The organism is Achromobacter sp. HNDS-1, from assembly GCF_040084795.1.
GTDB classification, from domain to species: Bacteria; Pseudomonadota; Gammaproteobacteria; order Burkholderiales; family Burkholderiaceae_B; genus Achromobacter; species Achromobacter ruhlandii.
In genome coordinates this window covers 4053680-4070968 of record NZ_CP157584.1, presented here as the reverse complement: position 1 = coordinate 4070968, position 17289 = coordinate 4053680, and the positions used below count along the sequence as shown (strand labels likewise).

The following is a 17289-nucleotide window of genomic DNA, read 5'->3' as shown; positions in this document are numbered from 1 at the left end:
AACTCTTTCAGAACGAAAACTGATTCAACACATCCGGCATACCCTTGGCCAGGTCCTCAGCCTCGCGGCTCGCCAGGGTAGCGGCATCCCACAGCTCGAAGTGGGCGCCCAGACCGAGCAGCATCACATCGCGCGTCATACCGGAAGCGTTGCGCAGTTCAGGCGCGATCAGGACGCGGCCGGAGCCGTCCAGTTCCACGTCCTGAGCGTTGCCCAGCAACAGCCGCTGCAACGCGCGCGCCGTCATGGGAAAGGCGGCAATCTGCTCGCGCTTCTTTTCCCACTCGGGCCGCGGGTACACCAGCAGGCAGCCGTCTGGGTGGCGGGTCAGGGTCAGGCGGCCTTCGGCCTGCGCCATCAGCGCGTCACGATGCCGGGTCGGAATCGAGATCCGTCCCTTGGCATCCAGCGTGAGCGCGCTGCTTCCCTGAAACACCACTTTTACCCCACTTAATTGCACAATTTCCTACTATTTCCCACTCTACGGTATGGCAATGGGGCGGTCAAGCGCGCGGTTGCAATTTTTTCAATCACAACAAGGACTTAGAGCAACTTGTAAATACGCAAAAAGAAAAACCTCCCAATAAATCAGGAGGTTGCGTCACTATCTAAAAGTGCTTCTTAAGAAGTGGCGGCTAACAATGCCTTTGCATTGTTTTACCCAGCCCGCTTGCCGAAGACTGGCGGGCGTTGCGCGCCAGGTGGCGGATATCGCGGCGAGAAAAAAGCGCCGCGGCGCCACGCGTCGATCGGAAATCCAATGCAAGACGGGTCTATAGGCCGGATTCTGTACACCAGGTTTCCCTGGCGGACGATCATTCCTCTGCGCGGATCATTGCTGAGCCGCTGTAGCCATCTACCCGCATGCTCGGACGGAGCCGCCCTTCGCGGCCCGAAAGCCGCACGCATGCCTATTTGATGTTGCTCCGGGTAGAGGTTGCCGCGTTTCACCCTGCGATGCCGCCGGCCGTTGCCGACCGGCGCGATACGGAGATGGCCGTATCGGTGCGCGACTGGCGCGCCCGCCCCGCAGACTCGTCTCTGTGGCCCTATTCCTCGACCGCGCCCGAAGACGCGGCCGGACGGCCGTTAGCCGCTACCCTGCCCTGTGGAGTCCGGACCTTCCTCGATGGACTCGCATCCACCGCGATCGCCCGACCCGCCTTGCGGTGCGTATTCTAGTACAGGTCACGGCTCCGTCCCCGAACACCTTCCCGGGTTCCTGCGACAATACGGCTTGATCCGCTTACCCCGCCGCAAGAACGACTCACTACATGGCTCTCGCAACGCTCATCACCCTGACCGACATCCAGCTGGCCTATGGCCACCATCCGCTGCTGGACCACGCCGACTTCGCCATCCAGGCCGGCGAGCGCATCGGCCTCATCGGCCGCAACGGCGCCGGCAAGTCCTCGCTGCTGCGGCTGCTCGACGGCCGCACCGTGCCCGACGATGGCGACATCGCCCGCAGCTCGGGCCTGCGCGTGGCCACGGTCGAACAGGAACCGGAGCTGGACGAAAACGCCACCGTGTTCGACGTGGTCTGCAACGTCGACGGCGACCATGAGGACTGGCAACGCCCGTCGCGCGTGCGCGCCATGCTGGAAAAGCTCGGCCTTCCCGCGGACGCCCAGATCGCCGGCCTGTCGGGCGGCACCCGCAAGCGCGTCGCGCTGGCCCGCGCGCTGGTCGAGGAACCCGATCTGCTGCTGCTGGACGAGCCCACCAACCACCTCGACTTCGACGGCATCGCCTGGCTCGAAGAGATGCTGCGCACCTGGAAGGGCGCCGCCGTCATCATCACCCACGACCGCCGCTTCCTGGATTCGGTGGCCACCCGCATCGTCGAGCTGGACCGCGGCCGGCTGCTCAGCTTCCCCGGCAACTTCTCGCAATGGCAGGAGCGCAAAGCCCAGTGGCTGGAATCCGAGCGCCTCGAACAGGCCCGCTTCGACAAGCTGCTGGCCCAGGAGGAAGTCTGGATCCGCAAGGGCGTGGAAGCCCGCCGCACCCGCAATGAAGGCCGCGTGCGCCGCCTGGAACGCCTGCGCGTCGAGCGCGCCGAGCGCCGCGAACGGGTCGGCGACGTGTCGCTGGCGCTGGCCGAGGGCCAGCGTTCGGGCAAGCTGGTGGCCGAACTCGAACATGTCGGCAAACGCTTCGGCGACAAGGTCGTGGTGGACGACTACTCCACCACCATCCTGCGCGGCGACCGCATCGGCATCATCGGCCCCAACGGCGCCGGCAAGACCACGCTACTCAAGCTGATCCTGGGCGAGATGCAGCCCGACAGCGGCAAGACCCGCATGGGCACCAATGTATCGGTGGCCTACTTCGACCAGATGCGCGCCCAGCTCGACGAAAACGCGACCCTGGTCGACATCATCAGTCCGGGCAGCGAGTGGGTCGAGATCGGCGGCACCCGCAAGCACGTCATGAGCTACCTGGGCGACTTCCTGTTCTCGCCCGCCCGCGCCGGTTCGCCGGTGCGCAGCCTGTCGGGCGGCGAACGCGCCCGTCTGCTGCTGGCGCGCCTGTTCGCGCGTCCGGCCAACGTGCTGGTGCTGGACGAACCCACCAACGACCTCGACATCGAAACGCTGGAGCTGCTCGAAGAACTGCTGCAGGAATACTCGGGCACCGTGCTGCTGGTCAGCCACGACCGCGCCTTCCTGAACAACGTCGTCACCCAGACCATTGCCTACGAAGGCAACGGCCACTGGCGCGACTACGTCGGCGGCTACGACGAATGGGTAGCCCAGCGGCCTGCGCCGACGCCCGCCGCTGCGGCGGAAGAAGACGCGGCCAAGGCGGCTCACGCCGCCGACGAGGCCGCGGCCCGCGCCAAGGCCGCCAAGCCAAAACCAGCCCGCGCCGCCAAGATGAATTCGTGGGAATTGCGCGAACTCGAAGGCCTGCCCGACGCCATCGCCGCGCTCGAGGCGCAGCAGGCCGAACTGGCCGGCAAGCTCGCCGACGGCAGTCTCTACCGCGATGCGCCCGCCGAAGTCGAACGCATCAACAGCGAGTTGGCCAAGCTGGAAAGCGAACTCGAGGAAAAGTTCGCGCGCTGGGAACTGCTCGAGGCGCGCCGCGAAAGCGCGCTCTGATCCCGTCCCGTTGGCGCCGCCACCACGGCGACTCCTGCCCTCTATATATAGAGGGCAGTTGCCGCGCTCAGACCGACGCGCGCCAGGCCAGCGTCTCGCCGGCGGCCAGCGGCACCAGCGCGGTGTTGCCGAACGGCACCTCGTCCGGGATCTGGAAGTTTTCGCGCACCAGGGTCAGCTTGCCAGTATTGCGCGGCAGGCCATAGAAATCAGGGCCGTGGAAGCTGGCGAACCCTTCCAGCTTGTCCAGCTTGCCAACCGCATCGAACGCCGTCGCGTACAGCTCCATCGCATGCAGCGCGGTGTAGCAACCGGCACAGCCGCAAGCGTGCTCTTTCAGGCCGCGCGCGTGCGGCGCACTGTCGGTGCCCAGGAAGAAACGCGGGCTGCCGCTGGTCGCCGCTTCCACCAGTGCCAGCCGGTGCGTCTCGCGCTTGAGGATCGGCAGGCAGTACCAATGCGGCCGCACACCACCCTGGAAAATCGCATTGCGGTTGTACAGCATGTGCTGCGGCGTGATCGTGGCCGCGATCGGCCCTTCGGCATCGCGCACGTACTCGGCGCCTTCCTTGGTGGTGATGTGCTCGAACACCACCTTCAAGGCCGGAAACGCGCGGCGCAGCGGCTTCATCACGCGCTCGACGAAAATCGCCTCGCGATCGAACACGTCGATCGACGGATCCGTCACTTCGCCATGCACCAGCAGCGGCATGCCACACTTTTCCAACGCCTCCAGCGCCTTGGCGCACTTGCCCAGCAGATCGGTCACGCCGGCGTCGGAATTGGTGGTCGCGCCCGCGGGGTACAGCTTGACCGCGTAGACCTGGCCGGACTCATGCGCGCGGAAGATCTCCTCGGCCGAGGTATTGTCGGTCAGGTACAGCGTCATCAGCGGCGTGAAAGCGTCGGCATCGCCGCCCGCCTTGGTCAGCGCCGCCAGGATGCGGCCGCGATAGGCCAGCGCCTGCTCGGTGGTGGTCACCGGCGGCTTCAGGTTGGGCATGATGATGGCGCGGGCGAACTGCCGCGCGGTATCCGCAACCACCGCTTCCAGCGCCGCGCCGTCGCGCAGATGCAGGTGCCAGTCGTCGGGGCGGGTGATGATCAGTTGATTGGTGTTTTGCGTGGACATGGGGAGGCTTCTTAATCTGCCAGGGGCATGCCCCGTTCGGCCAGCGCGCAGAACATCGCGCTGCCCAGGGGAATGACGGCATCGTTGAAATCGAAATGCGAGTTGTGCAGCACGCAGCCGGATTCGGCGCCGCCCTGCCCCAGGCGGAAGTAGGCGCCTGGCTTGCTCTGCAGCATGAAGGAAAAATCCTCCGACCCCATCGACGGTACCAGATCCCGCACCACGTTTTCCTTGCCGATCATCTCGGTGGCGATGTCCGCGACCAGGTTGGCGTGCTGCGGCGTGTTCAGGGTCGCGGGATAGATGCGTTCGTAGGTCAGTTCGGCCGTGCCGCCGAAGGCGCCAGCGATCGCCGTCACCAGCTCGCGCATGCGCGTCTCGACCATCTCCTGCACCGACTTGCGGAATGTGCGCACCGTGCCCACCAGCCGCGCCTCGCGCGGGATCACGCTCATCGCGCCAGGGTGGCCCGCCTGCAGGGACCCGATCGACACGACCGCGGAATCCAGCGGATTGACGTTGCGCGAGACAATGGTCTGCAATGCCGTGATGACCTGGCCGGCGATCGTGACCGGGTCAATCGTCTGATAAGGATGCGCGCCGTGGCCGCCACGGCCTGTGATCAGGATCTCGAAGCGGTCGGCCGCCGCCATCATCGGCCCGGGATTGATGCCGATGGTGCCGGGCCTCAAGCCCGGCCAGTTGTGCAAGGCATAAATGGCATCGCACGGAAAAGTATCGAATAACCCGTCCTCCATCATGGCTTTGGCGCCACCGCGCCCTTCCTCGGCCGGCTGGAAGATGAGCACGGCCGTGCCATCGAAATTGCGCGTCTGGGCCAGATATTTGGCTGCCCCGATCAACACCGCCGTGTGGCCGTCGTGACCGCAACCGTGCATCAGCCCGGGCTTGGTCGACTTGTGGCCGAACTCGTTGTCCTCGGTCATCGGCAGCGCATCCATGTCGGCTCGCAGGCCGATCATGCGGCCGCTGTCGCAGCGTTTGCCGCGAATGACGCCCACCACGCCGGTCTTGCCAATTCCGCGATGCACCTCGATTCCCAACGCCTCAAGCGCACCCGCGACGATCCCGGACGTCCGGACCTCTTCGAAGCCAAGCTCGGGATGGGCATGCAAGTCGCGCCGCAGCGCTGTCAATTCGTCATGGAACAGGCGAATTGATTCCAAAGGAGAACGTGCGTACATAGGAGGTTACAGAATGACGTGATAGGGGGGACAGTGGGGATATTTTAGTTGCTACAGAGGATAAATGCCTTTGTCTTTACGGGAGAGACACGTTATGCTCCGGCCGCAGGACAATTTTTCCAACAGCCAGAGAAGGAGCGCCGCATTATGGCCACAACCTCCAAACCCGCGACCGCGCGCAAGCCGAACGCTGCATTCATGAAGCCCCTGACTCCCAGCGCCGAACTGGCCGCTGTGATCGGTTCGGAAGCCGTGCCGCGCACCGAGGTCACCAAGAAGATCTGGGAATACATCAAGAAGCACAACCTGCAAGATGCGAGCAACAAGCGCAACATCAACGCCGATGCCAAGCTGCGCCCGATCTTCGGCAAGGATCAGGTCACGATGTTCGAACTGACCAAACTGGTCAACGCGCATCTGAAGTAAGCAGGCAAAGGGCGTACCCCGTACGTCCCTGCCTCGATACTGTCGCGACGCCCTGGCTTGAACGCCGGGCGGACTCGACTTGCGGCCCCCCAGCCTGCCGCGCTTGCGCAAGCATTCCGGTTTGCGCCGCCAGCCCCATACAAGCGATGGGCACGGCCCCGCCACCCGACCACTTTCTTCCCCAGATAGCCTGCCACGCTCCCCGCGCTTTTGCGCCGCTGGACATCATCGCGACATGCGCGCCGTCTTGCCGAAGGCAGGAGCAGCAAGTCGCAAGGCCGCACCACGACTGGCTATGCGCGTTTCGCCGAAGTGAAAGCGGGGCGTGAATGGCGCGGAGCAGCCAGCCGGGAAACACCAGTGCCAGCGGCCGCTGCGCGGCTGCGCGCGAAGCAACCAGCCAAGAGCTATGGTCATCGGCCAACACCGGCTCGAACTGGCAAACCAGACGCCCGGCCCGCCGGTCATCGCCCGCCAACATCAAGCGTCCCGACGCCACACCCGAGCCATCGACGGCAGCCTGCCGCATCAGCGCGGCATCGCTGAACCGCACACCCTGCGTCAAGCCCAGCGCCACGCCGGCCCGCTCGCACCACTGCCGCCACGCGGCATGCGGTTCGTCAAGCAGCATGACCTTTGCCAGCCCCCTGCGTCGCCAACGCCGGCGCCAGGCGCGGATGGCAGACCAGGCTCAAATTTTCCGCAGGATCAGATCCGTTTTTCAGGCCACCGCCCCAGGCCCGAACGGATGCCCAAGTCGAATGGATGGCCCAGTCGAATGCATCATCGGCTGCCCACGAGTGCGTGGAGCTGGCGATCCGGAACCCGATGTCGGGATGGCGCTCGCGAAACGCCGGCTGCCGCGACAACAGTCGCCACGACGCAAATGACGGCAGCGTCTTAATGCGCTACGGCACCATGCGCGCTTCACGCGGCTGCTCCGTTGCCGCAGCCATGCAATCAAATGCGAGCGATAGCTCGCGCAGATAGCCCTGCCCCGTGCGGGTCAATGCCGAGGCATGCCTGCAGCGCACGTGACGTTCACGGTCATGTCGCCCGGTTCCTGAAGCCCGGGCTCGGCCTGTCACTGCGGGTTGGCCAGCTCAGCATCACATTCGTCGTCCTCGACCTGTGTTGCCACCTCCCATGGATCCTGGCGGCAGGGTGCTCCCTGGTCGCTTCAATTCACGACGGGCGCTGCGGCTCCAGGCCGCCGTCTTCGCCACTTCGATGCTCCTGGTCGCGTTGTGCGTGATCACGAGTTGACATCGCGCCGGTCTCATCGAAAAGCGCCGGGAATCCGCGGCAGGAAGAAGCGGCCAGCCCTGGGCGGTCACAGCCAATGAAAAAGGCCGGCGCAATGCCGGCCTTCGTCCCAAACGCCTCGGTTTCAGGCGTAGGAGGTGGGCGCCGTGCCTTCCAGCAGCGCCAGCCAGCCCTTGATCAGGCGGTACAAGCCCCACACGATGGTCGCGATCACGCCGATCCATCCAATATAGATAAGCACAGCCAGGCTGCTGATTGCCAGCCACAGCAGGGCCCACCAGAACGTGCGCAGCAACCAGTCGAAATGGGCCGCATAGACGGTGCCGGCAACATCCGAGCGCTTCAGATACATCAGCACGACGGCCGCCAGCGTGGCGATGCCCAGGAAACCACTGGTCAGAAAGCCCAAGGCGAATAAGCCATAGGCCACATGGGTCAGCGTGCGCAGGTCTAATGCCGTACCGGGCGCGGGGGTCTGGGTATCACTCACGATTACGCTCCAACAATTGACTCGGTCAATCTTACCGCACAAAGCCAGCCGACCCACGTGCGTTGTTATTTGGGCACATTCAATGCTGGCGCGGGTTGCAGGCTTGCTCAAGGTGATTTTGGCAGACCATTTTCAGCGTTGGGAAGATCACGGCGTCGACGATTACGTCGTCGTGGCGGCGTCTTGAAAACCGCTGTGAAGGCGGCAATGGACGGTCAGCGGCCGCCTTGCAGAGCGTTGAATGCGCTGATGGAAAGCAAGACCTTCTACGACAAACTGCAGCGCCACGGCATCGACCGCCAGGAATACACGGGCACGCCGGGGTGACCGATCCGCGCGGGATCGACGCCGTCAAACAAAAACCCCCGTGCGGCGCCAGCCGCACGGGGGTTTCTTTTTGGGGTTCGCGGCGCCGTGCGCGGGCGATGTCGGCCCAAGACGCGCCTGCCGCCAGGGACAGCGCGCCGATCCCGATTCCGCCCCGGAGGCGAAGCTCACACGGTTTTGAGGCGCACCAAAAACAAAACCCCACAGGCGCGAGCCTATGGGGTTTTGAGCAATAAAAGCCTGACGATGACCTACTTTCACAGACGTCCGTCCACTATCATCGGCGCAAAGGCGTTTCACTGTCCTGTTCGGGATGGGAAGGAGTGGTACCACCTTGCTATGGTCGTCAGGCGTAACTGGTTGAGAGATTGTCTTTGAGGGACAACCGCTCCAATCTTGGAAGAAGCGCAACGTGTGGGGGATCAGAGACTGGCTCGATGATCCCGCACAGTGGGTGTAATTGGTGTTGGCTGGCTGCTGACGGGGCAGCCAGATTTTGTATTGAACGACACTTGGAACGCTATATCACCAGGTCATAACCATCAGTGTTATAGGATCAAGCCTCACGAGCAATTAGTATCGGTTAGCTTAACGCATTACTGCGCTTCCACACCCGACCTATCAACGTCCTGGTCTCGAACGACTCTTTAGGGGGATCAAGTCCCCGGGATACCTAATCTTCAGACGAGTTTCCCGCTTAGATGCCTTCAGCGGTTATCTCTTCCGTACTTAGCTACCCGGCAATGCCATTGGCATGACAACCGGTACACCAGAGGTACGTCCACTCCGGTCCTCTCGTACTAGGAGCAGGCTCCGTCAAGTATCCAACGCCCACGGCAGATAGGGACCAAACTGTCTCACGACGTTTTAAACCCAGCTCACGTACCTCTTTAAATGGCGAACAGCCATACCCTTGGGACCGGCTACAGCCCCAGGATGAGATGAGCCGACATCGAGGTGCCAAACACCGCCGTCGATATGAACTCTTGGGCGGTATCAGCCTGTTATCCCCAGAGTACCTTTTATCCGTTGAGCGATGGCCCTTCCATTCAGAACCACCGGATCACTATGTCCTGCTTTCGCACCTGTTCGACTTGTCAGTCTCACAGTCAAGCACGCTTATGCCATTGCACTATCAGCACGATTTCCGACCGTACCTAGCGTACCTTCGAACTCCTCCGTTACACTTTGGGAGGAGACCGCCCCAGTCAAACTGCCCACCATGCACTGTCCCCGATCCGGATAACGGACCAAGGTTAGAACCGCAAACAAACCAGGGTGGTATTTCAAGGATGGCTCCACGTGATCTAGCGACCACGCTTCAAAGCCTCCCACCTATCCTACACAGGCCGGTTCACAGTCCAATGCAAAGCTACAGTAAAGGTTCATGGGGTCTTTCCGTCTAGCCGCGGGTAGATTGCATCATCACAAACACTTCAACTTCGCTGAGTCTCAGGAGGAGACAGTGTGGCCATCGTTACGCCATTCGTGCAGGTCGGAACTTACCCGACAAGGAATTTCGCTACCTTAGGACCGTTATAGTTACGGCCGCCGTTTACCGGGGCTTCGATCAAGAGCTTGCACCCCATCACTTAACCTTCCGGCACCGGGCAGGCGTCACACCCTATACGTCGACTTTCGTCTTTGCAGAGTGCTGTGTTTTTAATAAACAGTCGCAGCCACCGATTCTCTGCGACCCCATCATGCTAAGCGCGCAGGCGCTTCACACTACCGGGGTATACCTTCTCCCGAAGTTACGGTATCAATTTGCCGAGTTCCTTCTCCTGAGTTCTCTCAAGCGCCTTGGAATATTCATCCCGTCCACCTGTGTCGGTTTGCGGTACGGTCTCGTACAGCTGAAGCTTAGAGGCTTTTCTTGGAACCACTTCCAATCACTTCGCAAGCAATGCTCGCTCGTGCCGTACCCTTGATTTACGCGCCCGGATTTGCCTAAGCGCCATCTTCGATACGTCAACAGGGACATCCAACACCCTGATGATCTTCCGCGATCCGTCCCCCCATCGCACTGTACGACGGTGCTGGAATATTAACCAGCTTCCCATCAGCTACGCATCTCTGCCTCGCCTTAGGGGCCGACTCACCCTGCGCCGATGAACGTTGCGCAGGAAACCTTGGACTTACGGCGAGGGGGCTTTTCACCCCCTTTATCGCTACTCATGTCAGCATTCGCACTTCTGATACCTCCAGCAGCCTTTACAAGCCACCTTCGCAGGCTTACAGAACGCTCTCCTACCGCGTGCACAAAGTGCACACCCGCAGCTTCGGTTTATCGCTTAGCCCCGTTACATCTTCCGCGCAGGACGACTCGATCAGTGAGCTATTACGCTTTCTTTAAAGGATGGCTGCTTCTAAGCCAACCTCCTGACTGTCTATGCCTTCCCACTTCGTTTCCCACTTAGCGATAATTTGGGACCTTAGCTGGCGGTCTGGGTTGTTTCCCTCTTGAGTCCGGACGTTAGCACCCGGTGCTCTGTCTCCCAAGCTGTACTTGCGGGTATTCGGAGTTTGCCATAGTTTGGTAAGTCGCCATGACCCCCTAGCTATAACAGTGCTCTACCCCCCGCAGTAATACTTGAGGCACTACCTAAATAGTTTTCGGAGAGAACCAGCTATTTCCAGATTTGTTTAGCCTTTCACCCCTATCCACAGCTCATCCCCTAATTTTTCAACATTAGTGGGTTCGGTCCTCCAGCACGTGTTACCGTGCCTTCAACCTGGCCATGGATAGATCATCTGGTTTCGGGTCTACACCCAGCGACTGAATCGCCCTATTCGGACTCGCTTTCGCTACGGCTTCCCTATTCGGTTAACCTTGCCACTGAATGTAAGTCGCTGACCCATTATACAAAAGGTACGCAGTCACCCCACAAGGAGGCTCCTACTGTTTGTATGCATACGGTTTCAGGATCTATTTCACTCCCCTTCCGGGGTTCTTTTCGCCTTTCCCTCACGGTACTGGTTCACTATCGGTCGATCACGAGTATTTAGCCTTGGAGGATGGTCCCCCCATCTTCAAACAGGATTTCACGTGTCCCGCCCTACTTTTCTCACGCTTAGTTCCACACACAAAATTTCGTCTACAGGGCTATCACCTGCTACGGCCGGACTTTCCATTCCGTTCGACTATCTTGCATGCTAAAACGTGAAGGCTCTTCCGATTTCGCTCGCCACTACTTTCGGAATCTCGGTTGATTTCTTTTCCTCGAGCTACTGAGATGTTTCAGTTCACCCGGTTCGCTTCCACTGACCTATGTATTCAGTCAGGGATACTCCTTACGGAGTGGGTTTCCCCATTCGGACATCTGCGGATCAAAGCTTGTTTGCCAGCTCCCCGCAGCTTTTCGCAGGCTACTACGTCCTTCATCGCCTGTGATCGCCAAGGCATCCACCATATGCACTTAGTCGCTTGATCCTATAACGCTGTAGGCTATAGGACCTGAGTATTAGCGTTTGTGCCGTTCATAAGTTTCAAAGCAGTCTGAGGTTATTCACCCCAGTCTTGAGAACTTGGAACAAAATTAATGCAATCACAACCCGTACCCATCTTCATCAGCAAGCTGATTACTCGATGAGCACATTTCGTTGTGCTTCTTCCAGATTGTTAAAGAACGAATATAGCTGTCAGGTAAAACCTAACTCATAAGACCGGGCAGACATTATCCGCACGACGCTATGAGTTAGCCTCTACATCCCACCAGGCACAGGTCTTGGTGGAGGTGAACGGGATCGAACCGATGACATCCTGCTTGCAAAGCAGGCGCTCTCCCAGCTGAGCTACACCCCCATATCCACAGCATCTCTACCTGCGAATACTTGGTGGGTCTGGTTGGATTCGAACCAACGACCCCCGCCTTATCAAGACGGTGCTCTAACCGACTGAGCTACAGACCCAAAACCTTCTCGGATCAGTAGTCAGAAGTCATGGACACAGGGAGGAGTCCCTCTACCCAAGCCCACAACCGATCCCAGCTATATCAAACAACCGATAAGAGTGGACGCTTAACACGAGCACTAAGCTCTGAAAGGAGGTGATCCAGCCGCACCTTCCGATACGGCTACCTTGTTACGACTTCACCCCAGTCATGAATCCTACCGTGGTAATCGCCCCCCTTGCGGTTAGGCTAACTACTTCTGGTAAAACCCACTCCCATGGTGTGACGGGCGGTGTGTACAAGACCCGGGAACGTATTCACCGCGACATGCTGATCCGCGATTACTAGCGATTCCGACTTCACGCAGTCGAGTTGCAGACTGCGATCCGGACTACGATCGGGTTTCTGGGATTGGCTCCCCCTCGCGGGTTGGCGACCCTCTGTCCCGACCATTGTATGACGTGTGAAGCCCTACCCATAAGGGCCATGAGGACTTGACGTCATCCCCACCTTCCTCCGGTTTGTCACCGGCAGTCTCATTAGAGTGCCCTTTCGTAGCAACTAATGACAAGGGTTGCGCTCGTTGCGGGACTTAACCCAACATCTCACGACACGAGCTGACGACAGCCATGCAGCACCTGTGTTCCGGTTCTCTTGCGAGCACTGCCAAATCTCTTCGGCATTCCAGACATGTCAAGGGTAGGTAAGGTTTTTCGCGTTGCATCGAATTAATCCACATCATCCACCGCTTGTGCGGGTCCCCGTCAATTCCTTTGAGTTTTAATCTTGCGACCGTACTCCCCAGGCGGTCAACTTCACGCGTTAGCTGCGCTACCAAGGCCCGAAGGCCCCAACAGCTAGTTGACATCGTTTAGGGCGTGGACTACCAGGGTATCTAATCCTGTTTGCTCCCCACGCTTTCGTGCATGAGCGTCAGTGTTATCCCAGGAGGCTGCCTTCGCCATCGGTGTTCCTCCGCATATCTACGCATTTCACTGCTACACGCGGAATTCCACCTCCCTCTGACACACTCTAGCCCGGTAGTTAAAAATGCAGTTCCAAAGTTAAGCTCTGGGATTTCACATCTTTCTTTCCGAACCGCCTGCGCACGCTTTACGCCCAGTAATTCCGATTAACGCTTGCACCCTACGTATTACCGCGGCTGCTGGCACGTAGTTAGCCGGTGCTTATTCTGCAGGTACCGTCAGTTTCGCGGGGTATTAACCCACGACGTTTCTTTCCTGCCAAAAGTGCTTTACAACCCGAAGGCCTTCATCGCACACGCGGGATGGCTGGATCAGGGTTTCCCCCATTGTCCAAAATTCCCCACTGCTGCCTCCCGTAGGAGTCTGGGCCGTGTCTCAGTCCCAGTGTGGCTGGTCGTCCTCTCAAACCAGCTACGGATCGTCGCCTTGGTGAGCCGTTACCCCACCAACTAGCTAATCCGATATCGGCCGCTCCAATAGTGCAAGGTCTTGCGATCCCCTGCTTTCCCCCGTAGGGCGTATGCGGTATTAGCTACGCTTTCGCGTAGTTATCCCCCGCTACTGGGCACGTTCCGATACATTACTCACCCGTTCGCCACTCGCCACCAGACCGAAGTCCGTGCTGCCGTTCGACTTGCATGTGTAAGGCATCCCGCTAGCGTTCAATCTGAGCCAGGATCAAACTCTTCAGTTTAATCTCTGTATTTGTTTCGTATTTCTTAGTTCCGAAGAACCGAGTCATACGTCGCTACTCAAAGGAAGTGAGGTATGTGCTTAGACTTGACATCTAAGGTACTTCACTTCTAGTGAGCACTTGATTTCATTGTGCTTGTGACAGGTTTTAAAAACCAGTCACTGTGCACTCGCATCAAGCGCCCACACTTATCGGTTGTTTAATTGTTAAAGAGCGGCACTGCTAAATTCTGTACTACCAAACTACTTGCTGCATCTTCTGCTTTCTTCGGCGATTTCGCTTTCGCGTCGATCGCTGTGTCAGCAGCAGAGAAACGAGATTATGAAGAAGTTTTTATCGTTTGTCAAGTCAGCGTTGCTTGCTTCACTTCGCTGCCTTGCCTACGACCTCTTCAGGTCTCACCAGGCTCGCGCCTGGCTTTCTCTTTAGCAGCTATCGAAATATCAGGGTTAACCCTAAGTTTTCGGTAACTGCCAAGCCTGAAACTATAACACAACTTTTGCAGATTATGCAACCGGCTTTTGCCTAATTTGCATCCTATCTTGCAACCCCGCCACCTCGTGAATCGCTTCACTTCGCAGCAGCCCCGGATAGCTCCAGAGGTTGGTTACCGCCCAGTCGGCTTGCAACGCCATTCAGACCACCCTATCGGGTAAACCCTGATTCGCCGTCACCAGCCAAGCCCAAGACTATAGCACAATTTTTGCAGATCGTGCAACTGGCTTCTGCCTGATTTGCACCGACTTACGCAAAATTCGCTGACCGCCGGTTCGAGAGAATCATCGCTGACTCACCGCCTTGCTGCCCTGCGGCAGATTCGTCGCCGTGGCGCCAAATCCGTTGCACTTGCCTGGCTTCGCGGCTCACAAAACTGCGTGAACTGCGAAGGAGCGAGACTATAGCACAGATTTTTGGCTTGTCACGCCGGCATGACAGCCATTTTGCAGAAAGATGATGATTTCGGGGGACGCACCCCGCATTTGCCATGGAAAAGTCATCCGTTCTGCGCCATCTGCTCTACATGGAATGCGTATCACCAGGACCGAGCCTTGCGCGAAGCACCCCGCGGCTGACGGCACACCTGTAGCGCGCCGAGATGGATATACATCTCCACTCTATATATAGAGGTGTCTCCGTTTTCCATAGGGCCATATCCGTTTTCACCCTTACGCCCAGGTGCAGTGGACCTGGCAGACGGTCTCGCCTGATAGCGGCCTATATATAAGAAGGCGCCGTGGCGGGGAACATCCGCCCACTGCCACGCGCTCTGGTCTCTCTATATAGACATCCTCTATGGGGGGGCCGATATAGAAGGCCTGATAGACACGAAGGGACGCATCCCGCTCCGCTACAGCCGCAACTCTGTCGTTTCCTTGATCTGCTGGAGCGCAAAGAACGAGCGCATGTCCACCACGGCGGGATGTCGCATCAGGGTGTCCATGGCGAACTTGGAGAAATGCGCCAGGTCGGCGACTTGAATGCGCAGCAGGTAGTCCATGTCGCCGGACATGGCGTAGCACTCGACCACCTCGGGCCAGAGCTGGACGTCGCGAGCGAAGTCGCTCATGGGCGCATGGCTGGAGCCGCTGTGCTTGTTCAGGCGGATGTTGACGTAGGCCAGCAGGCCCAGCCCGACCTTTTCAGCGTCGATCAGCGCCACGTATTTCTTGATGAAGCCCTTCTCTTCCAGCCGTCGCACCCGGCGCAGGCAGGGGCTGGGCGACAGGGAAACGCGGTCGGCCAACTCCTGGTTGCTCAGGCGGCCGTCGCGCTGCAATTCGGCCAGGATCCTTATATCTGTCCTATCCAGCTCTATGTCAGACATTTTTAGCCCCATATTTTTTATCCTGGGCAATATTATTGCTCAACATCGCCCCTTTCGCGACATGTTTGCAATTGTCTGCCTGCCTTTCCTCCCTACAATCTTCATCCTAGACTTGAACGACAAGTCGCCTCTATAACGACTCAAGGGAGCAGACTCATGAGCAGCGCTTTCCAACCCTGGGACAACCCGATGGGCACCGCCGGGTTCGAATTCATCGAATATGCCGCGCCGGACCCCGCCGCGCTGCGCAAGGTGTTCGAACTGCTGGGCTTCAAGGCGATCGCCAAGCATCGCCACAAGGACGTGACGCTGTACCGCCAGGGCGGCGTGAATTTCCTGATCAACGCCGAACCCGATTCCTTTGCGCAGCGCTTTGCCCGCCTGCACGGTCCGTCGATCTGTGCGATCGGTTTCCGTGTGCAGGACGCGGCCGCCGCGTACAAGCGCGCGCTGGAACTGGGCGCGTGGGGTTTCGACTCGCACAGCGGCCCGATGGAACTGAACATTCCCGCCATCAAGGGCATTGGCGATTCGCTGATCTACCTGGTGGACCGCTGGAATGGCAAGGAAGGCCATGGCGGCATCGGCGACATCAGCATCTATGACGTCGACTTCGTGCCGGTGGATCCGCAGAACGCGCAGGCCGACCTGAACCACCGCGGCGCCGGGCTGACGCTGGTGGACCACCTGACGCACAACGTGCACAAGGGCCGCATGGCCGAGTGGTCGGAGTTCTACGAGCGCCTGTTCAACTTCCGCGAGGTGCGCTACTTCGACATCGAGGGCAAGGTGACGGGCGTGAAGTCCAAGGCCATGACCTCGCCGTGCGGCAACATCCGCATTCCCATCAACGAGGAAGGCACCGAGGAGAAAGGCCAGATCCAGGAGTACCTGGACCTGTACCGCGGCGAGGGCATCCAGCACATCGCCATGGCCACCGAGGACATCTACGGCACGATCGAGGCGCTGCGCGCCAACGGCGTGGTGTTCCTGGATACGCCGGAAACCTACTACGAGCTGCTGGATCGCCGCCTGCCCAACCATGGCGAGGACGTGGCGCGCCTGCAGAAGAACCGCATCCTGCTGGACGGCGCCCCCGACGGCGGCCTGCTGCTGCAGATCTTCACCGAGAACCAGATCGGCCCGATCTTCTTCGAGATCATCCAGCGCAAGGGCAACGACGGTTTCGGCGAAGGCAATTTCAAGGCGCTGTTCGAGTCCATCGAGCTGGACCAGATGCGCCGCGGCGTGGTGAAGGCCGTCGACTGACCGCTTCCCCCGCCAGCGCCGGTACCCATGTGCCCGGCGCCGGCCTTGAAACCTCGCCTTGCGCGAGGTTTTTTTTCGCCTGTCCTACTTCTTCAGGCGATCCTGGAACTGCTTGCGGAACTTGGCGACCTTGGGCGCGATCACGAACTGGCAATAGCCCTGCTCGGGATGCAGCGCGAAATAATCGCGGTGATAGTCCTCGGCCTGCCAGAAGCGCGCAGGCGCCAGCAGCTTGGTCACGATGGGCGCGTCGTAGACTTTCTGCGCCTCGACCTCGGCGATGACGGCCTCGGCCTGCTCGCGCTGCGCGTCGTTCTGCCAGAAGATGGCCGACTCGTACTGCGGGCCGATGTCGTTGCCCTGGCGGCCCGGGGTGGTCGGGTCGTGGGTGGCGAAGAAGACGCGCAGCAGGTCGCTGTACGACAGCTCGGCGGGATCGAATTCGACGCGCGCCACCTCGATGTGGCCGGTGTCTTTGCCGCAGACCTGTTCGTAGGTGGGATTGTCGACGTGCCCGCCGCTGTAGCCGGGCAGCACGCTCTTGACGCCGCGCAGGTCGGTGAAGACCGCCTCGACGCACCAGAAACAGCCGCCGCCGAGAACGGCGACCTCATTGCCCGGGGAGGGTTGTTCTGCCATGACGATTCCTTTGCTGAAACTTTCCAG

Annotated in this window: 10 protein-coding genes, 2 tRNA genes, 3 rRNA genes and 1 other RNA gene; 3 read left to right on the top strand and 13 right to left on the bottom strand. The window is 59.7% G+C overall.

Translation table 11 applies throughout. The features are described from left to right. Window positions 1-7: 7 nt before the first annotated feature. A complete protein-coding gene (gene mraZ, locus ABFG95_RS18910) occupies window positions 8-436 on the bottom strand; it encodes a division/cell wall cluster transcriptional repressor MraZ (RefSeq protein WP_006392946.1) in 429 nt (142 codons plus the stop codon). Between the two features lie 324 nt (window positions 437-760). Then, window positions 761-1166, bottom strand: an RNA gene (gene rnpB, locus ABFG95_RS18905) — RNase P RNA component class A. 108 nt (window positions 1167-1274) lie between these two features. On the opposite strand from rnpB, the gene ABFG95_RS18900 reads away from it, so the two are divergent. Next, a complete protein-coding gene (locus ABFG95_RS18900) occupies window positions 1275-3110 on the top strand; it encodes an ATP-binding cassette domain-containing protein (protein WP_278992346.1) in 1836 nt (611 codons plus the stop codon). 67 nt (window positions 3111-3177) lie between these two features. Here ABFG95_RS18900 and pyrC read toward each other — a convergent pair whose 3' ends face one another. Both pyrC and ABFG95_RS18890 read right to left on the bottom strand, forming a co-directional pair. Beyond that, window positions 3178-4242 (bottom strand): dihydroorotase, encoded by a 1065-nt coding sequence (gene pyrC / locus ABFG95_RS18895; RefSeq protein ID WP_054419219.1) that lies wholly within the window; start codon window positions 4240-4242, stop codon window positions 3178-3180. An 11-nt stretch (window positions 4243-4253) separates the two neighbouring features. Next, the gene (locus ABFG95_RS18890; protein WP_049071372.1) at window positions 4254-5447 is read right to left on the bottom strand and encodes a M20 aminoacylase family protein; all 1194 of its coding nucleotides are present in this window, start codon (window positions 5445-5447) and stop codon (window positions 4254-4256) included. A gap of 147 nt (window positions 5448-5594) precedes the next feature. On the opposite strand from ABFG95_RS18890, the gene ABFG95_RS18885 reads away from it, so the two are divergent. Next, complete coding sequence (locus ABFG95_RS18885) at window positions 5595-5873, top strand: SWIB/MDM2 domain-containing protein (protein ID WP_006217453.1); 279 nt, start codon at window positions 5595-5597, stop codon at window positions 5871-5873. Here the strand turns inward: ABFG95_RS18885 and ABFG95_RS18880 are convergent. The 8 genes from ABFG95_RS18880 to ABFG95_RS18845 form a co-directional block, all read right to left on the bottom strand. Continuing rightward, the gene (locus ABFG95_RS18880; protein WP_278992349.1) at window positions 5854-6504 is read right to left on the bottom strand and encodes a LysR substrate-binding domain-containing protein; all 651 of its coding nucleotides are present in this window, start codon (window positions 6502-6504) and stop codon (window positions 5854-5856) included. The genes ABFG95_RS18885 and ABFG95_RS18880 overlap by 20 nt on opposite strands. A 759-nt stretch (window positions 6505-7263) precedes the next feature. Then, window positions 7264-7629, bottom strand: coding sequence for a membrane protein (locus tag ABFG95_RS18875; protein ID WP_049071370.1), 366 nt, complete (start codon window positions 7627-7629; stop codon window positions 7264-7266). A 565-nt stretch (window positions 7630-8194) separates the two neighbouring features. Beyond that, window positions 8195-8307 (bottom strand): 5S ribosomal RNA (gene rrf, locus ABFG95_RS18870). A gap of 201 nt (window positions 8308-8508) precedes the next feature. Continuing rightward, window positions 8509-11389 (bottom strand): 23S ribosomal RNA (locus ABFG95_RS18865). Between the two features lie 296 nt (window positions 11390-11685). Then, window positions 11686-11761: transfer RNA gene (locus ABFG95_RS18860), tRNA-Ala, on the bottom strand. Between the two features lie 30 nt (window positions 11762-11791). Then, a tRNA-Ile gene (locus ABFG95_RS18855) sits at window positions 11792-11868 on the bottom strand. A gap of 130 nt (window positions 11869-11998) precedes the next feature. Then, window positions 11999-13529: ribosomal RNA gene (locus ABFG95_RS18850) — 16S ribosomal RNA — on the bottom strand. Together the 16S, 23S and 5S rRNA genes with 2 tRNA genes alongside form the textbook arrangement of a ribosomal RNA operon. Before the next feature lie 1348 nt (window positions 13530-14877). Next, window positions 14878-15354, bottom strand: a complete 477-nt coding sequence (locus tag ABFG95_RS18845; RefSeq protein WP_006392938.1) for an Lrp/AsnC family transcriptional regulator — start codon at window positions 15352-15354, stop codon at window positions 14878-14880. Window positions 15355-15510: 156 nt separating this feature from the next. Between ABFG95_RS18845 and hppD the strand changes: the two genes are divergently transcribed. Further along, window positions 15511-16623 carry a 4-hydroxyphenylpyruvate dioxygenase gene (hppD, locus tag ABFG95_RS18840; protein WP_049071368.1) on the top strand — a complete coding sequence of 371 codons (1113 nt, stop codon included), beginning with the start codon at window positions 15511-15513 and terminating at the stop codon, window positions 16621-16623. Window positions 16624-16707: 84 nt separating this feature from the next. Here hppD and msrA read toward each other — a convergent pair whose 3' ends face one another. Then, window positions 16708-17262 carry a peptide-methionine (S)-S-oxide reductase MsrA gene (msrA, locus tag ABFG95_RS18835; RefSeq protein ID WP_059269319.1) on the bottom strand — a complete coding sequence of 185 codons (555 nt, stop codon included), beginning with the start codon at window positions 17260-17262 and terminating at the stop codon, window positions 16708-16710. Between the last annotated feature and the right edge of the window lie 27 nt (window positions 17263-17289).

Bases quoted from the DNA above. Each gene is read 5' to 3' on its own strand.
- ABFG95_RS18900 (WP_278992346.1), top strand. From the start codon at position 1,275: ATGGCTCTCGCAACGCTCATCACCCTGACCGACATCCAGCTGGCCTAT.
- pyrC (WP_054419219.1), bottom strand. From the start codon at position 4,242: ATGTCCACGCAAAACACCAATCAACTGATCATCACCCGCCCCGACGAC.
- ABFG95_RS18890 (WP_049071372.1), bottom strand. From the start codon at position 5,447: ATGTACGCACGTTCTCCTTTGGAATCAATTCGCCTGTTCCATGACGAA.
- ABFG95_RS18885 (WP_006217453.1), top strand. From the start codon at position 5,595: ATGGCCACAACCTCCAAACCCGCGACCGCGCGCAAGCCGAACGCTGCA.
- ABFG95_RS18880 (WP_278992349.1), bottom strand. From the start codon at position 6,504: ATGCTGCTTGACGAACCGCATGCCGCGTGGCGGCAGTGGTGCGAGCGG.
- ABFG95_RS18845 (WP_006392938.1), bottom strand. From the start codon at position 15,354: ATGTCTGACATAGAGCTGGATAGGACAGATATAAGGATCCTGGCCGAA.
- hppD (WP_049071368.1), top strand. From the start codon at position 15,511: ATGAGCAGCGCTTTCCAACCCTGGGACAACCCGATGGGCACCGCCGGG.
- msrA (WP_059269319.1), bottom strand. From the start codon at position 17,262: ATGGCAGAACAACCCTCCCCGGGCAATGAGGTCGCCGTTCTCGGCGGC.